This window comes from Arcicella sp. GW458-12-2-14-TSB2, assembly GCF_059423785.1.
Genome location: NZ_JBWKYN010000017.1, coordinates 1 through 17249, shown reverse-complemented (window position 1 = coordinate 17249; position 17249 = coordinate 1). Strand labels below are relative to the sequence as shown.

Below are 17249 nucleotides of genomic sequence, written 5' to 3'. Positions count from 1 at the left end.
ATAAATTTTAATCGCATGAAAATTGTCAAAATATTACTGAACCTTCTGGTTTTCAGTTTGTTGTCTCAAAGTATAGTGGCACAATCAGCCCCAAGAGAAATTTGGTCAGTTGAAAAGGCAAATGCTTGGTACAAAACAAAAGGCTGGTTGCGTGGTAGTGATTTTATACCAAGCACAGCCATCAATCAATTAGAAATGTGGCAAGCAGAGAGTTTTGACCCCACCACTATCGACAGAGAATTAGGTTATGCCGAAAGCATCGGAATGAATTCTATGAGAGTTTACCTACATCATTTAGCGTGGGAAGTTGACCCTAAAGGATTTAAAAGTCGTGTTAACCAATATTTGACAATCGCTAACAAGCATCATATTTCTACGCTTTTTGTATTATTTGATGATTGCTGGAACCCAACATATAGTGCTGGAAAACAACCTGCACCAAAGCCTGGAGTTCATAACTCGGGATGGGTACGTGACCCGGGTGAATTGATTTTTAACGACCCGAAAGTTATTGAAAAATTAGAAGCATATGTAAAAGATGTTTTGACAACTTTTAAGAATGATAAGCGAATAGTATTATGGGATTTATACAATGAACCTGGCAATTCAGGCTATGGCAATAAGAGTATGCCATTGCTAGAAAAGGTATTTATTTGGGGTAGAGAAGCCAACCCAAGTCAGCCACTTTCTGCAGGTGTTTGGAATTGGAGTTTGAAAGAATTATCTGATTTCCAGATTAAAAACTCAGACGTTACTACTTATCATAATTATGGTGATTTACAGAATCACACAGATGATATAGCGAAGCTAAGAACATTATCAAAACGTCCATTACTTTGTACTGAATACATGGCCAGAAGCAGAAATAGTTTATTTAGCAGCATTATGCCTTTATTAAAGAAAGAGAATATCGCAGCCTATAACTGGGGTTTAGTAGCAGGGAAAACCAACACGATTTATGCTTGGGACAAACCAATGCCTAATGGAAACGAACCAGAATTGTGGTTCCATGATATTTTCAGACCAGACGGAACTGCTTATAAACCAGAAGAAGTAAAGGTAATTAAAGCGCTTACAGGCAAAAAGTAAGCGATATTTATAGATTTAGGAATTCGGTTAGGGCTATCTATTTTTTTCGATAGCCCTAACCGAATTTTCTATAACTACCTGATTACTAAGGATATTTGACAATATACCTCAATAAATTCTTAGAGGGTAGCGTTTTAAAGAAGTTCAAAGCAAATAAATCTTTAAAATACTGTATGATAAGTTTTAATTTTGTCGAGTTTTCAGTACTTTTAATCGTTGTAAATAGTTGTTAAACAGAATTATGACTGTGTTTAATTAGAAAGTAATTCTTCAAACATCACGTTTTTTTTAATTCAGTCATTTTTATGGTATAGTTTTTGTCAATTTAGTTATAAGAAACAATCCAAGATATGTTCAGCTTTAATTCTCAAGTTAATGTGAATCACCTCAATAATATTTACGGAGATGATGTAACAATTGTAAAAATAATGTTTGAGTCTTTTTTAGAAGATAGTTTACCTATTTGGGAGGATATTCAGACTAAACTACAACAAAAAAAGTTTGCCGAAGTAGGCGGATTAGCCCATCAATTTAAACCATGTTTCTCGATGATTGGTTTTCCTGAAATTAGCCCAAAAATTCATGAATATGAGCTTTATGCAAAAGGGAATCCAACAGGAGACGAATTAATAAGACGTTATAATGCACTTTCGCCAGAGGTAATTAAAGTAAAAGAGATTGTAACCGAGGATTTAAAAAGAATGGGAGAAGAAGGATTATAGCCTAAAAACAACCTTGCCATTTATTAGTTATTAAAAACGAAGTATATTTGATATTCGTAAATGATAAATTTTAACATGAATCTCTTGATTCTAAAAGAAGATAGGAAATATTAAATTTCTTTAAATAGTTTTTTTATGGTTGGGTCACGAAGATATACTATTGGTATTTTTTTATTTTTGGTATTATGTATAAGTAAATTAGAGGTTACTGGGCAGTCACTTCCTGCTGATGCCTTATTAGCAAAAGCTTTAGATTCGGAAGAGTTTTTGCCCTTGCTGATTGATGCTGCCACAAAGTCGTCTCCTCAAATAAAGAGAAGTATGAATAGTGTAGATATCGCAACATCAACGTTAAAAATCAACAAAAATGTTATCTTTAGTGGAATTGGCCTTATCTCTTCATACAATTATGGTACAAACTATTCAGCCGTAAATAATACAGCAACCACTGTTCCCGGAGCAAATTCTTTTACGACAGCACAAACTGGGTTTTATAATTTTGGGGTTGCAGCATCACTTCCTATAACCAATATTATCAACAGAAAACACTTACTGAAATCGAGTCAGGCGCAAGTAAACATTGCACTAGCTGAACAAGAAAACCTTACGCTTGAAATTAAACAGCAAATAATAGGTTTGTATCAACAGTTAAGACTGGCAAGAAAGGTATTCATCATCAATAGCAATAACCTGCAAATTGCCAAGTCGAATAGTTCTTTGGCAGAGAAACAATTTTTACAGAATCAGATTACTATTGATCAAGTATCAAGTGTGCTTGAATCCTTTAATAAAGCAAAAGTAGAATATGAGACTGCCCTCAATAATTTCCAATTAATTTTCATGCAACTTGAAGTTGTGGTGGGGGTAAATCTTACAACATTATTACAACAGATTAAATGAGCTTTTTACATTTTATAAGACTAATTGTCAAAAATCTAAAGTGGTTAATTTTAATCCCTTGTGCTTTGGCATTTACCATTTTTTACTTTACCAGAAACGAAAAGAAAGTATATTCTTCAGAGTCTATTATTTATACAGGGATAGCCTCTGGCTACAGTCTTAGTGGAATTATAAAAGCCGATTATTTCGCTACCAGTAACGCATTTGACAACTTACTTACCGTAATTGATTCAAGAGAGACCAAAGAAGAAGTAGCAGTACAACTACTCTCTGAACACCTTTTCTTAAAAAAACACGACCCTAACGTAATTACATGGGGAGCCTACGATGAACTACAAAAGCTGATTCCTGAATCTCTTAGAAGAAGACTTGTTAAATCAACCGTAGCCGAAACACGAGACGCTGTAGTTGCCTATATGTCAAAAAGTGAAGAGAACCCTATTTACAAACTCATTCACTCAGACAACCATTATTATTCTATTGATGTACTTAATAAAATAAAGTCTTCAAGGATTAGTAATAGTGACTTGATTAAGATTTCTTATGAAGCCAACGACCCATTTATTTGTAAGCGTACACTTGAGTTATTAGAGCAAGTGTTTATGTTGAAACATCGCCAGTTAAAAGAGGGTCAGACAACAAGTGCATTGACTTATTTTGAAATCGAAACCAAAAAAGCGTTTTCGAAACTAGACTCTGCCGAGCGACTATTTTTGGCATTCAATAAAGATAATGACATCATTAACTATTATGAACAAACCAAAGCTGTAGCAGGGGAACGAGAGGTTTTATATGCGATGAACCATAATCTGGAAATGGATAAAATGGCATCAAGCTCTTCTTTAGCCAAAGTAAACGAAAATATTAAGGGTAGAACATATCAAACTTTATATGGAAGCGATGTAATCAAAGAAAGAGAGAAACTGGCGGATATATACAGCAAAATTGCCCTTGAAGATTTAATGAATAAAAAAGGCGAGAAGAACGGCCAAATGGATAGTCTAAAGACGGTGGCAGCTCGACTTGAAAAAAAGTTGAAGTCATCTTTAGAGAATCTCTACGTGGAATCCATGACGCCGAGTGGAATACCAACCAAAACAGTATTAGACCAATGGTTAGCTACGACACTTGCTTTTGAACAAAGTAAAGCTCGTTTAACTGTAATGGATAAACGGAAAGCGGAGTTTCAAGAAGAATATAGAAAGTTTGCACCGATGGGGGCAATGCTGAAAAAAATTGAGCGACTTATTGCTATTTCAGAACAAGAATACCTTGATTTACTCCATAATTTGAATGCCGCAAAGCTAAATCAACAAAATACAGAAATTACGGCCAAGCTTAATGTGGTAGACCCTCCGTTTTTACCATTGAAGGCCAACGCATCTAAAAGAATGGTTTTAGTAATCGTTGGGTTTTTGGTTGGTTTTGTATTGGTTTTAGCACTTATCCTCACGCAGGCGCTCATCAATAAAACGTTGATGGAACCCCAACGGGCTAAAAATATTGTCGGGCTACCCTTACTAGGCGTATACCCCTTGCTAAATGAGAATCCTTCTTTTTTATTAAAATCAAACTTGAGGTTAATGCAACAATTGCTCGCAACAGTTGACCTCACCCAGAAGCCCGTTACTATTGGTTTGATTAGTACCCAAAAAAGCGAAGGAAAGTCTACGATTGCCTACTTATTAGCGAAGGAACTAACAGACTTAGACTATAGCGTAGAAACACATAGCTGGAATAATGATTATGATTTCAGAGAAAGCCTAAACGCAGATTTTTGTTTAATTGAGTTTCCGCCATTAGAAAACATGATTATCAAACCAGAATCGTTTCCAAGGTTAAATGCTACCATCTTATTATGCAGAGCCAATAGAATCTGGACTAAAATAGATAAAGAAATGATCTCTATTTTTACCAAAACTACTGGGAACAAGCCTTGGTTTATTTTAAATGGTGTTGATATAAACTTCGCAGAAGAGTATATCGGTGAAGTACCAAAGAAAAGAAATCTATTACGTGCATTCGTTAAAAGGGTAGCCAAGTTTGAGTTTGGCAATAGAAAATCTATTGATAAAATAGTATCTGCAAATAATGCACATACTAGTAGTGCTAGGTATGAAGAGCCCAATAATAAAGTTAAAAAAAGCAACTTAATCGTCATATTTGGAGTGATAACAGGCGTTCTTTTGTCTACAGCTGCTATTTATATGTATCGCAAAAATAGTTCAACTGCTGTAAAGGCTGACACATTAGTTGTACAGAAACAGCCAGATACTACTTTTGCATCAAAACCAGACGATGGATTTGGCGCTACGACAGACTTCAATACTCCTGAGCAAACATCGGAGAATACAGTAGCACCCATATCATCTACCAATAACTATTTTGTTGTTGCAGGTAATTTTAGTAGTGAAGCCAATGCTAAAGCGTATGTAAAAGAACTTAATAACACAGGTTTCCCAAATGCTCAAATAATTACTCCAAAACAAGGAGAAAGTTCTGTTCGAGTAGCTTTTGCAGCCTTCTCTTCACAGACCGAAGCATTGGCTGAAGCAAAAGAGATTAACAGAAAATTTGGCAAAAAGAGTTGGGTTTACACTGAAAAGAAATAACAATCATTGTAATGTGAAGACGAAAAACCTGCATGGACAAAAATTTATTTTATACTTCAAGAAATAAATTAGGTAATATCTGGCTTATTCCAGCTATCATGTTTGCTGTTTTTATGGGCATTGTCATTGCTAAAAAAGGCATAGCAATTGGGTTTGTCTTTTTGGTTTTGCCCTTTGCCGCAGGCTTCATGATTTTGATATTCTTTAGGCCACGTCTCGGAATTATTGGTTTCTTGATTTATTGTTTTGTTATGCCCACCATTGGTAGGCATATAGCAGGGCTACAAGTTGGTTTAGGAATGGAAGCACTGTTATTTGTCACCCTATTTGCCGTAATATTTCACCAGAGCAACAGGTTCCGAAAAAGACATTTGAATATAGATTTGTTTTGGGTAATCGTGGCTTGGGGAATTATGACTATTCTGCAAATTGGGAACCCAGAAAGACCTAGCATCTTGGGATGGGTTTATGAAATGAGAACGCTATTGTTGTATTGGATTCTCACCGTTTCATTATCCATACTATTGCTGAATAAGAGATCAGACATTGATTTATTTCTTAATATTATCATCCTATTTTCTTTTGCTGGAGCATTGTATGGTATGAAGCAATTGTACATTGGACTTGATGATGCCGAAAATACTTGGCTGGAAAACGGAGGGAAAGTAACACACGTTATCTTCGGGAAATTAAGAATTTTTTCATATTATTTTGATGCCGCCCAATTTGGAGCTTCTCAAGCTCAATTAGCTATCATGTGCATTATCTTGGCTACGGGTCCGTATAGTTTCAAGAAGAAATTATGGTACCTTACCGCAGGAATGTTTATCCTTTATGGCATGTTGATTTCTGGTACTAGGGGTGCAATGTTTGCTTTAATTGGAGGGGGATTTGCTTTTTTAGTATTGATAAAGCAAACTGAAATCTTGATTGTTGGGGCTGTTGTTGGGCTAACCTTTATTGGAATACTAAAATATACTAATATCGGAAACGGTAGTGCCGAGATTGTACGTCTTAGGAGTTCACTAGACCCAGACGACCCGTCGTTGCAATTAAGGTTCATGAATCAAAAGCGATTAAGCGATTATCTGAGTTCTAAGCCTTTTGGAGCGGGAGTTGGCACCATGGGACAATGGGGAGAATCATTCAATAGTGACAAGTATATTTCACATATCGCCCCTGATAGTTTATATGTAAAAATATGGGGTATGTACGGTATTGTTGGTTTTCTAACTTGGTTCGGAATAATGTTGTATATTACTGGAAAATCAGCAGGGATTATTTGGAAAACACGAGACCCAGTGCTTAAAAACCAGTTGATATGCTTATGTGCTGGTTCAACAGGGATATTATTATGTAGTTATGGCAATGAAGTATTGAATACCATGCCTACATCGGCAGTTGTATATATTAGTTGGGCATTAATCTGGCTGAGTCCACGATGGGATACACCTGTCAATAAAGCAGATGATATTGCCTTAAATACGCCCGAAATATCTGACAAGTACGAATATTCAAATGATTTTTAAAGGAACCAAAACCATTAAATAACAAAATGATACAGCAAATAGGTACCGCCATCCAATTGATCATCCTTGTTTACTTATCTATTCAGATATTTTATTTGCTTTTTTTTGCATTAGCAGGAACGTTTGCGAAGAAAACACATTTTCCAAAGGCAAGTAAACTCAGAAAAATTCGCATTTTTATTCCCGGTTATAAAGAGGATGCTGTTATCATTGCAACAGCCCGTGAAGCCATCAAACAAGACTATCCAGCAGATTTATTTGAAGTCGTAATCATTGCAGACTCATTCAGTGAAAAGACTCTTAGTACTCTTCGTTCTTTACCCATCAAAGTAATAGAAGTAAGCTTTGAAAAAAGCACCAAAGGAAAAGCCTTACAAAAAGCCATTGAAGCCACCATCAATGACCCTGTCGATATCTTATTAATCCTTGATGCAGATAACCACATGGCGCAAGGATTCCTACATGCCGTAAACGATGCTTTTGAACAAGGATACGAAGTAGTACAGGGACATAGAACGGCTAAAAATCTTCAAACTCCTTTTGCCTTATTGGATGCTTGTACAGAAGAAATGAATAACAACTTTTTCCGCCGTGGTCATGTAGCTGTAGGTTTACCCTCAGCTTTGATTGGTAGCGGAATGGCATTTGACTGGAAATTGTTTGTAGATTTTATACAAGATATTGGTGATACTTCGGGTGAAGACAAAGAATTAGAATTTAGAATTGCCAGACAAGGTAAACAAATAGCTTTCTTGGATGGACAATATGTATATGATGAAAAAGTAGCTAAATCTGACGTATTCGTTCAACAACGCAGTAGATGGTTTGCCATGCAAATAGAGGTTTTAGAGAAGTACTTTGTAGAAGGTTGGGTACAGCTTTTTAAAGGGAATATTGCCTTCTTCAACAAGGCGTTTCAAACCTTGATATTTCCTAGGGTAATGCTTGTAGCAGTAATGTTAGTTTGGTTAGCGTTTTCTTTTATTATTTCTTCTCAGTATTTGAATTATAGCATAGGATTATTCATCCTCTTTTGTATTTCGCTATTATTAGGAATTCCTACAAGATGGTATAACAAGCAACTTTTGATGGCATTTTTACAAATACCCGGAGCAATCATTTCTATGATGAAAGCCATGATGAAAATTGGGAAAGCACGTAAGCAGTTTATCCATACGCCTCACGGTGATAGTGAGCATTAAACAGTTAAAAATATGCCTTGGGGAATTATTGCCTTACCAGCCATTATATGCCTCGTTTGGGGTTTTATGCAAGGACTAAAAACTAAAAATAGAAGAAATGTCAGAAAAAGTTGAAGCATATATCATTATTGCACAACAAGAATGGGCATTAGACTTGGGAAGTAATGCCCGAAACTTGGCAGTGGAGTTTAGCAAGTCTAAACCTGTGTTGTATGTCAATCCAGCAATGGGCATCAAGACGCTCCTGACTCAAACAAAAACTGCCCATGAGAAACAGCGACTAAAAATTTCGCTGGGTTTTGGAGAAGATACAGTCAAAGTCGGGGAGAACTTATGGGTTCATACGCCTTCTACGATTAGCTATTCTGTCAATAAGCTGAAAAATTTAAGCCTCTATAATTTCTTAAATGAACGAAATGGTAAAGGTTTTTTTAAGAGTTTAAATAATGCTCTTAGAAAATTAGGATGGCATCATGACAAAGTTGTAGTACTGAATGATAGCCAAATATTTACTGGCCTTTTTACCAAAAAATATCTCCAACCATTATTGAGTTTTTACTACATCAGAGATAATTTGGTTGAACATCCCTACTTTAAATATCATGGCAGTAGGCTTGAACCTGAAACAGTCGCATTAGCAGATGCTGTTTTTGCCAATTCCGCATACTTAGCTGACTATGCACGAAAGCATAATCCGCTTAGTTTAGATATTGGTCAAGGATGTGAAACAGATATTTACCAAGCAGACTTTACTTATACCGAGCCTACAGATTTGGCTAGTATTCCTCATCCTAGAATTGGCTATGTGGGGTTTCTGACAGGCGAAAGATTAGACATTAAATTGCTTGAAAACATAGCAGATGCAAACCCTACTTGGCAAATAGTGCTAATTGGCCCTGAAGAAATCATGTTTCAACAAAGCCGTTTACACAAAATAAAGAATGTACATTTCTTAGGTTCAAAAGATTCAAGCCAGTTGCCATCCTATATGCAGTACTTGGATGTATGCATGAATCCTCAATTGGTAAATGCTTTGACAATTGGAAATTACCCAAGGAAAATAGATGAATACTTGGCCATGGGAAAACCAACCGTAGCAACAGAAACACCAGCGATGAAAATGTTTTTACCACATGTAGAGCTGGCTCTGGGAACAGAAGGGTATAATAAAGCCATCAGTAAGGCTTTATTACCACAAAGCGAAGAAGCAAGGAAATCCGCTATTGTCTGTGCAAAAAGCCATACTTGGGAAGCTTGTGTAGCACAGATTTATTCAGTACAAGAACAATTGCTGAAGAGCTAGATTAAACGAAATCAATAGATATATTCCTGTTTTTATTCAAAAACAAACACGGACTTTTCAGCAAAACATATTACTACCACATATGGACATTCAAAATATCATCTTAAAACTAAAAAACAAACATTTCTTGTCTCTTCTGGGCAATGGTTCAATGTCTGTTTTGGCAATGTTAACCGTGAGTATATTACTCCGTAATATGGAGCCTGGGGAAATTGGCTATTGGTTTTTCTTTCAGTCAGTATTTGTTTTATTGGATACTTTTAGGGTTGGCTTCTTACAGATTGCCATGATAAAGTTTTATACTGGTGCTGAAAAAAGCAGAGCTGATACTGTATTAGGGTCTGTTTGGTTTTTGAGTTTATTGATTACAGGAACGCTCGTTGGTGTAAATATTATCGCAGCATTCTTTTTGCCCTATATTGATAGTATCGGTATTATTAGCATCATCAAATGGTTTGGCATTACGTTCTTATTTACTTTGCCTTCTGCGATTGCCTCTTGGATTTCACAGTCGGATGAACGCTTTGACAGGCTTTTATTATTGCGTTTTATTACTCAAGGAGCATTCATTATCATGGTATTGCTAGTTATCTTTTTTATGAAACTAAGCCTTGATTTGTTATTAGTTATCAATGCATTGAGCTCTGGTATCGTAAGTTTATATTGTATTTTTAAAGGTTGGACACGCATCAGTACATTGAGCAAGAGAACTAGAGAAAGCATCATGGAGCTATTCCATTTTGGGAAATACAGCGTAGGAACTACTATTAGCACCAACTTGCTTAGAAGCTCGGATACTTTTATTATTATGTCGGTTTTAGGGGCAGCAGGGCCAGCCGCTGTAACGATGTACACTGTTCCGATGCGTTTAATGGAGATTATAGAAATTCCTTTAAGAAGCTTTTTGTCAACAGCCATGCCGTCTATGTCAGGAGCATTCAATAGGGGAAATAAAATAGAAGTAGTAGAAATCATGCAAAAGTATGCTGGAACGCTTACGTTAGCATTATTTCCTGTATCTGTCGTGGCAATTATATTTGCCGATTTTGCTATTACGCTATTAGGAGGAAAACAATATTCTGGTACAAATGCTGTAGTTGTCTATCGTATTTTAATGTCGTTTGCGCTATTTTTCCCTATAGATAGGTTTCTGGGCATTACCTTGGATATTATCCATCAACCCAAGATTAATTTTTATAAAGTATTAGTAATGCTTGCGATAAATGTTACTTTTGACTTCATTGGTATTTATGTTTTCGGAAATATCGTCGGTGTAGGTTTAGCCACTTTATTTACATTTTTATCGGGTGTAGCATTTGGATATTATTGGTTAAGAAAATATCTGGATTTCACACTATTGGGATTTTTTAAAACTGGATTTATCGAAATTAGAATGATATTGCAGGAGTACGTATTCAAAAACAAAACAGTTGGATAATGAAGATTGCCCATTTGATTTTAGCTCATGCAAATCCTTTGCAATTACAAAGATTAGTAAATCGTCTGGCTCATCCAGATGCATATTTTTATATCCATATAGATTTCAAAACAGATATTACTCCGTTTCTTGCTCTGGCTAATGACCATGTAACCCTTGTCAAAAAGCGTGAAAGTGTGTATTGGGGTGCGTACAGTATTGTACAAGCAACAGTAAATAGCATGGAAGAGATATTACTATCTGGAAAACAATATGATTATATTAATTTGCTAAGTGGACAAGACTATCCATTGAAAAACACGGCTGAGATACACCAATACTTTGAAGAGAATCCAGGGAAAGCTTTTATGGAGACTTTAATTATTGAGCAAGAATGGCACGAGGCAATCCAAAGGGTAACAAAATATCATTTAACTAATTATAATTTTTGGAGAAAACATACTGTAGAAAAATATCTTAATATGCTTTTGCCTAAAAGAAAAATGCCCAACAATTTGATTCCTGTTGGGCGTTCTCAATGGTTTGCTATTACTCAAACGCATGCTAAGTATATCGTAGATTATTTAGCACAACACAAACATGTAAGACGTTTCTTTGAACTTACATGGGGAAGTGACGAATTCGTATTTCAGACACTCCTTTATAATTCTATTTACCAAAAAGATATGGTAAATGATAACCTTCGCTATATAGACTGGTCAGAAGGGCAATCTAGTCCGAAAACATTTACTATCAACGACTTACCAACCCTTCTTAACTCAGGAAAACTCTTTGCACGTAAATTCAATGAAGCTGTAGATGCTACCATTTTGGATAAACTAGATTCACTATAACATCACGGGTAAGCCCGTTCTTACAGATTCGTCACAAGCAAAAGCAATACGAAGGCTATTTACAGCGTCTTCCAGATGGTCTGTCAAGTCCATGTTTTCTTGAATTGCTTTTAAGAAAAAACGTTGTTCACGATTACACAATTCCTGATGGTCTGGCTCATCGGTAAGATTAATCCACTCATCAGCTTTTACAAAAGCATTTTCGGAATTAATATCTGAATAATGGACTCTTAAAGATTCCGTTTTGGTATGTGAATCTACATTATCAGACTTTCCAGCCCCGCCAGCTTCTTTGGCCACTATAGACACACAACCTTTTGGACCGATAACATCTTTGATGAAAAATGCAGTTTCGCTCATCATAGGGCCCCAACCAGCCTCGTACCAACCTACAGAACCATCTTCAAAACGAATCTGTAATTGTCCATAATTATAATTTCCTTCAGGAATATCCTCAGTCAATCTCGCTCCAATCGCATTTACTTGTATTGGTTTCGAGCGTGTCATTTGGCACATTACATCAATATAATGCACACCACAGTCTACAATCGGACTTAAACTTTTCATCAGGTTACGGTGTACATTCCACATCACGCCATGACTTTGCTGATTCAAGTTCATGCGCATGACCAAAGGTTTGCCCATTTCTTGAGCAATTTCTACAAACTTTTCCCAAGAAGGATGATGTCTTAGGATGTACCCCACTGCTACTTTCTTTCCTTTTTTAGCCGCGAAATCAGCTACTCTTTTTGCTCCTTCTACGGTATCTGCCAAAGGCTTTTCGATAAATACATGACAATCAGCTTCTAAAGCCATCATTGCAAATGCTTCGTGTGTATCCGGATAAGTAGAAATACAAACGGCATCAGGTTGTGTAGCGGTTAGTGCTTCAGCGTAATCACTAAAAAGTGGATAGCCCCCACCCAAACGTTCGTTGAGTACTTCTTTACTTTTTCCAGTAGAAACGATTCCGCAAATTTCAAAGCCTTCGGTATGTTGATATGCAATAGCATGAGAAGCTCCCATATTACCGCAACCCACTACGAGGACTTTGATAGATTGTTTTTGAAGTGTCATGAAGTTTAAATGTTAAAATTGAGATTACGATTATCAAAACTAATTACTTCAAAGATAATAATTATCCTGTTTTAGTCACAAATATGTTATTTGTATCCATTTTTCTATTTTTAGTTAATAAAATAATTAATTTTAAATAAACAATCAGCAATATATTACAATACAGGTCAAAACACTGTAAGGTATACAGATTAAAAAATATAGATTTGTATAGATTTAATATTAACAAACCTTTAAATGTAATGAAAAGACGCTCTGCAATTAAAAACTTATCGATGGCTATAGGTGGCTTGGTAAGTTTACCTACTTGGGCTTCGGGTTGGACGAGCCAAAGTATCGGACAATTTTCTACTTTAGCCATCAATGATGAAGCTCTTCTTGCTGAGATTGTAGAGACCATCATTCCAGAAACGAATACCCCCGGGGCCAAATCATTAAAAGTGCATCAGTTTGCCATGCGCATGATTAATGATTGTTATGGCGAAGTAGCACAGAATACGCTCAAACAAGGTCTTGTACTAGTAAATGAGCTTTCTCAACAAATAAATAATAAGACTTTTCTGGAAAGCAATGTCAATCAACGCACCAATGTCTTGCTTAAAATGAATACTGAGGCTAATCCTGTTGCAAAGCAATTTGCAGACATGATTAAGCGATTGACTATTCAGGGCTACACCAATTCAGAATATTACATGGTGAATCAATTGAAATTCAATATGGCTCCTGGCTATTATCATGGCTGTGTACCGATTCCTAGATAGCCTTCAGTCGTCGGTCATCAGCTTCGGCATAAAATTTTAGGGTGATGTTAATGCACAACTCACTCATTCTCTCAATTACTAAATGAATTATAAGATGTCATATTTAAATATCAACGCTGTAAAAGACCGTACATTTGATGCCATCGTGATTGGCTCTGGGATTAGCGGTGGTTGGGCTGCTAAAGAACTAACAGGAAAAGGATTAAGAACCTTAGTATTGGAACGTGGCCGTGACGTAAAGCACGTTACCGACTACCCTACCACGATGATGAATCCTTGGGAGTTTGAACACCTTGGTCAATTGCCAAAAGCGATTAAAGATGCCAATCCTATTGTCAGCAGATGTTATGCTTTCAACGAAGACGCAGCCCATTTTTTCGTAAAAGATGCTGAACACCCATATGTACAAGAAAAGCCCTTTGATTGGATTAGAGGCTATCAGGTAGGAGGGAAATCGTTGATGTGGGCAAGAGGTACACAACGCTGGTCAGAACATGATTTTGATGGCCCCGCTCGTGATGGTTTTGCTGTAGATTGGCCCATTCGTTATGCAGATATTGCTCCTTGGTATAGTTACGTTGAAAAATTTGCAGGGATTTCAGGGAATAAAGATGGTTTAGCCAGTTTGCCAGACGGTGAGTTTTTACCACCTCACGAGATGTCTTGTGTAGAAAAGCACTTTAGTGAACAAACAGCCAAGCATTATAATAATACTCGTCCTGTAATTATCGGACGATGTGCGCACCTTACCAAACCTCAACCAATTCATTTTCAACAAGGTAGAGGGCAATGTCAAAACCGTTCCTTATGTCAACGTGGCTGTCCTTATGGTGGATATTTCAGTAGTAACTCTTCTACCCTACCTTGGGCGGCTCGTACTGGCAAAATGACATTGAAGCCTGATTCAGTAGTACATTCTATCATTTTTGATGAAAAGAAAAACAAAGCAACAGGCGTTAGGGTGATTGATGCGCATACGAAGGAAATGACGGAGTATTATGCTAAAATCATTTTTGTGAATGCTGCTACATTGAATTCTAACTTGATTTTGCTGAATTCTAAATCAAATCGTTTCCAGAACGGCTTAGGAAATGATAATGGTTTGTTGGGTAAATATATGGCTTTTCATAATTTCAGAACTACTATTACAGCTGAGTACGAAGGTTTTTTAAATACTACTACAGAAGGTATTCGTCCAAACAGTAGTTACATTCCTCGTTTTAGGAATGTTTTCAAGCAAGAAACGGATTTCTTAAGAGGCTACGCCGCAGGATTTGGCTCAAGTAGAATTACTTCAAATGATACTTCGGGCATAGGCGAATCGTTAAAAGCAAGCTTAAACGAACAACAATATGGAAATTGGCGAGTGGGCTCACACATGATGGGCGAAACCATTCCTAAAGAAAGTAATTTTGTAGCTTTAGATAGCAATCTGGTAGATCCTTGGGGAATTCCACAATTGAAAATTTCAGTGGCTTATGATGATAATGATGAAAAGATGATTGTAGATTTTCATAACGAGATGTCAGAGATGTTAACCAAAGCTGGTTTTATCAATATCCAAACCCATGATAAGCCTAATAAAGCCCCTGGACTAGATATTCATGAAATGGGCGGTGTACGCATGGGAAAAGACCCTAAAACGTCTCTGTTGAATAAATGGAACCAGTTGCATACTTGTAAAAATGTATTCGTAACAGATGGTGCCTGTATGACTTCAACTTCAACCCAGAATCCATCATTAACTTTTATGGCCATTACTGCCCGTGCAGCAGATTATGCTGTAAAAGAATTGAGAAAAGGAAACTTGTAAAGTAAGGAATTTTGAGTTTGGAATGCGAAGTTGTCATTTAAAAAAATAAACATTTACGGCTAAATGCTAATTAAAACAATAAATATGAAAAAAATCAATGCGTACTTACTCATCATAAGCTTATTGCTAAGCTTTATTACACAGGCCCAGACACCTAAAAAAGGTAAGTGGATTAATCTTTTTAATCAAAAAGATTTAAGTGGTTGGAAGATTTATGGTACCGAAAAATGGTATGTTGAAAACGGTGAATTGATTTGCGAAAGTGGGCCAGACAAAGAATATGGCTATCTAGGTACAGAGCAAAGCTTTCAGGATTTTGAATTAAGTCTTCAGTTTAAGCAAGAAGCAGACGGTAACAGTGGGGTGTTTTTTCACTCAAGTATTGAAGGTACAAAAATTACAGGCTGGCAAGCAGAAGTAGCTCCTCCAGGGCGTTGGACTGGTGGGATTTATGAATCTTATGGTAGAGGATGGCTGATTAAACCAACGGACGATAAAGACAAAGCTTTGAAAATGGGCGAATGGAATACCATGAAAATAAAAGTGGTGGGCAATCAAGTAACTACTTGGGTGAATGGACAAGAAATGATTATCTTGAATGATGATAAAATTGGAGGACGTGCAGGTATTATTGCCCTTCAAATTCATAGCGGTGGTGGTATAAAGGTAAAATGGCGTAATATAAAAGTGAAAAGTTTATAATAGTTTATGCTAATTATGAGGTAGCAATGCTTACCTCATAATTAGCATATCTTAGCAATGACTACTCGAATATTAACATCATTTTGAATAATTTACGCTTGTGCTTGTTAAAATAAAGCCAATGTTTTATTTTTATGTAATTAGAATATTATAGCTTCTAATTCATTAAGAAACACAATCAATATGAAAGTCCTGCCATTTACGATTCCAGTGCCTCATGATAAAACTATCATTGTTCAAAAGGACGTTCTCCCTCATTTTTATCCCCATTTACACAGGCATCAGGAAATTCAGATTATGTGGATTCAGCAAGGAGAAGGCACATTGATTGCTGATAACAATATGCACAGATTTCGTTCAAATGAAATCTATTGGTTGGGTGCTAACCAACCTCATCTTTTCAAAAGTGAAGCCTCGTATTTTCAGCCAAAAAGCAAAAAAAAAGTAATAGCTACTGCTATTTTCTTTAACCCAAGCGGACAATTAGCTTCATTTTTCGACTTACCAGAAATTAACTTGCTAAAACGATTCCTTCAACAACATTCTAATGGCTTTAAAATTCCGCAAGAAAATGTAGCGGAAGTAATTAATAAAATACTATTGATTAAAAAGAGTACTGGGGTTAGCCAGATGCTATATTTTATTGATTTGCTTAAAAGTATCGCATTAATTCCCTCACTCTTACCCCTTTCAATGAGTACTCAACCGCAGAATTATAGCGAAAACGAAGGCGTAAGAATCAGTAATATTTATAATTTTATCATGCAAGAATACGAAAAGCCTATCACACTTGAGGATGCGGCGAATAAAGCCCACATGACGCCCCATGCGTTTTGTAGGTATTTCAAAAAACATACTCGCCATACTTTTTTGTCATTTCTTAACGAAGTAAGAATAAATGAAGCCTGTAAAAAATTAACCAATAGTAACAACGAGACCATTGCTAATGTGGCATATAGTTGTGGCTTCAACAGTATTACAAATTTTAATAGGGTATTTAAACGCATTACAACTCAATCTCCAAGCGAATACATTGAACGTTATTTTAATAATAATGAGGGAAAATAATCTCGTCTTTGTTGTTCAAAATAACTAATTCCCTCCCTCCTATTTCCTTCTAATTAATCGTCAAACACAGCATTTGTACAGTTATCTCTATAGCAAAATCTATAGAGATTGCCATGCTTCTTTCTATCTAATACTTTATTCATAAGCTAATACATTTTAATTAATGGTAAACCCTTGATTTTAAAATCAAGGGTTTACCA

General features: G+C 36.1%; 14 protein-coding genes. 13 read left to right on the top strand and 1 reads right to left on the bottom strand.

The features are described 5' to 3' along the window. The first annotated feature begins 15 nt into the window (after positions 1-15). The 9 genes from AC07XN_RS04260 (at position 16) to AC07XN_RS04220 (ending at position 11628) form a co-directional block, all read left to right on the top strand. The gene (locus AC07XN_RS04260) at positions 16-1089 is read left to right on the top strand and encodes a glycoside hydrolase family 2 TIM barrel-domain containing protein (protein WP_309923880.1); all 1074 of its coding nucleotides are present in this window, start codon (positions 16-18) and stop codon (positions 1087-1089) included. Positions 1090-1439: 350 nt separating this feature from the next. Continuing rightward, complete coding sequence (locus AC07XN_RS04255) at positions 1440-1811, top strand: Hpt domain-containing protein (protein WP_494742134.1); 372 nt, start codon at positions 1440-1442, stop codon at positions 1809-1811. 135 nt (positions 1812-1946) lie between these two features. Further along, positions 1947-2711, top strand: a complete 765-nt coding sequence (locus tag AC07XN_RS04250) for a TolC family protein (RefSeq protein WP_309923884.1) — start codon at positions 1947-1949, stop codon at positions 2709-2711. A gap of 65 nt (positions 2712-2776) precedes the next feature. Further along, positions 2777-5323 (top strand): SPOR domain-containing protein, encoded by a 2547-nt coding sequence (locus tag AC07XN_RS04245; protein ID WP_494742133.1) that lies wholly within the window; start codon positions 2777-2779, stop codon positions 5321-5323. A gap of 32 nt (positions 5324-5355) precedes the next feature. Beyond that, on the top strand, positions 5356-6852 hold the full coding sequence (locus AC07XN_RS04240; protein ID WP_309923889.1) for an O-antigen ligase family protein: 1497 nt from the start codon (positions 5356-5358) through the stop codon (positions 6850-6852). 26 nt (positions 6853-6878) lie between these two features. Then, positions 6879-8054, top strand: coding sequence for a glycosyltransferase family 2 protein (locus tag AC07XN_RS04235; RefSeq protein ID WP_309923891.1), 1176 nt, complete (start codon positions 6879-6881; stop codon positions 8052-8054). A gap of 97 nt (positions 8055-8151) precedes the next feature. Beyond that, entirely contained in the window at positions 8152-9357 is a 1206-nt protein-coding gene (locus AC07XN_RS04230) for a glycosyltransferase (protein WP_494742132.1), read from the top strand. Between the two features lie 82 nt (positions 9358-9439). Next, positions 9440-10795 (top strand): oligosaccharide flippase family protein, encoded by a 1356-nt coding sequence (locus AC07XN_RS04225; RefSeq protein ID WP_309923895.1) that lies wholly within the window; start codon positions 9440-9442, stop codon positions 10793-10795. Beyond that, on the top strand, positions 10795-11628 hold the full coding sequence (locus AC07XN_RS04220; RefSeq protein WP_494742131.1) for a beta-1,6-N-acetylglucosaminyltransferase: 834 nt from the start codon (positions 10795-10797) through the stop codon (positions 11626-11628). The genes AC07XN_RS04225 and AC07XN_RS04220 overlap by 1 nt, the downstream gene beginning before the upstream one ends. Here AC07XN_RS04220 and AC07XN_RS04215 read toward each other — a convergent pair. Next, positions 11623-12705: a Gfo/Idh/MocA family protein gene (locus AC07XN_RS04215; RefSeq protein ID WP_309923899.1), complete on the bottom strand. Its 1083-nt coding sequence runs from the start codon at positions 12703-12705 to the stop codon at positions 11623-11625. The two genes, AC07XN_RS04220 and AC07XN_RS04215, sit on opposite strands and share 6 nt — an antisense overlap. A gap of 242 nt (positions 12706-12947) precedes the next feature. Here AC07XN_RS04215 and AC07XN_RS04210 point away from each other — a divergent pair, with 242 nt between their 5' ends. The 4 genes from AC07XN_RS04210 to AC07XN_RS04195 all read left to right on the top strand — a co-directional run bounded on the left by AC07XN_RS04210 (position 12948) and on the right by AC07XN_RS04195 (position 17049). Then, positions 12948-13466: a gluconate 2-dehydrogenase subunit 3 family protein gene (locus AC07XN_RS04210; protein ID WP_492804320.1), complete on the top strand. Its 519-nt coding sequence runs from the start codon at positions 12948-12950 to the stop codon at positions 13464-13466. Between the two features lie 94 nt (positions 13467-13560). Continuing rightward, a complete protein-coding gene (locus AC07XN_RS04205) occupies positions 13561-15279 on the top strand; it encodes a GMC oxidoreductase (RefSeq protein WP_494742130.1) in 1719 nt (572 codons plus the stop codon). 84 nt (positions 15280-15363) lie between these two features. Next, positions 15364-15981: a 3-keto-disaccharide hydrolase gene (locus AC07XN_RS04200; protein ID WP_494742129.1), complete on the top strand. Its 618-nt coding sequence runs from the start codon at positions 15364-15366 to the stop codon at positions 15979-15981. Between the two features lie 183 nt (positions 15982-16164). After that, on the top strand, positions 16165-17049 hold the full coding sequence (locus AC07XN_RS04195; RefSeq protein ID WP_494742128.1) for an AraC family transcriptional regulator: 885 nt from the start codon (positions 16165-16167) through the stop codon (positions 17047-17049). Positions 17050-17249 lie beyond the last annotated feature (200 nt).

What these genes read in the sequence shown, in the direction of transcription:
- AC07XN_RS04260 (WP_309923880.1), top strand. Translation starts at nt 16, where the DNA reads ATGAAAATTGTCAAAATATTACTGAACCTTCTGGTTTTCAGTTTGTTG.
- AC07XN_RS04255 (WP_494742134.1), top strand. Translation starts at nt 1,440, where the DNA reads ATGTTCAGCTTTAATTCTCAAGTTAATGTGAATCACCTCAATAATATT.
- AC07XN_RS04250 (WP_309923884.1), top strand. Translation starts at nt 1,947, where the DNA reads ATGGTTGGGTCACGAAGATATACTATTGGTATTTTTTTATTTTTGGTA.
- AC07XN_RS04240 (WP_309923889.1), top strand. Translation starts at nt 5,356, where the DNA reads ATGGACAAAAATTTATTTTATACTTCAAGAAATAAATTAGGTAATATC.
- AC07XN_RS04235 (WP_309923891.1), top strand. Translation starts at nt 6,879, where the DNA reads ATGATACAGCAAATAGGTACCGCCATCCAATTGATCATCCTTGTTTAC.
- AC07XN_RS04230 (WP_494742132.1), top strand. Translation starts at nt 8,152, where the DNA reads ATGTCAGAAAAAGTTGAAGCATATATCATTATTGCACAACAAGAATGG.
- AC07XN_RS04225 (WP_309923895.1), top strand. Translation starts at nt 9,440, where the DNA reads ATGGACATTCAAAATATCATCTTAAAACTAAAAAACAAACATTTCTTG.
- AC07XN_RS04220 (WP_494742131.1), top strand. Translation starts at nt 10,795, where the DNA reads ATGAAGATTGCCCATTTGATTTTAGCTCATGCAAATCCTTTGCAATTA.
- AC07XN_RS04215 (WP_309923899.1), bottom strand. Translation starts at nt 12,705, where the DNA reads ATGACACTTCAAAAACAATCTATCAAAGTCCTCGTAGTGGGTTGCGGT.
- AC07XN_RS04210 (WP_492804320.1), top strand. Translation starts at nt 12,948, where the DNA reads ATGAAAAGACGCTCTGCAATTAAAAACTTATCGATGGCTATAGGTGGC.
- AC07XN_RS04205 (WP_494742130.1), top strand. Translation starts at nt 13,561, where the DNA reads ATGTCATATTTAAATATCAACGCTGTAAAAGACCGTACATTTGATGCC.
- AC07XN_RS04200 (WP_494742129.1), top strand. Translation starts at nt 15,364, where the DNA reads ATGAAAAAAATCAATGCGTACTTACTCATCATAAGCTTATTGCTAAGC.
- AC07XN_RS04195 (WP_494742128.1), top strand. Translation starts at nt 16,165, where the DNA reads ATGAAAGTCCTGCCATTTACGATTCCAGTGCCTCATGATAAAACTATC.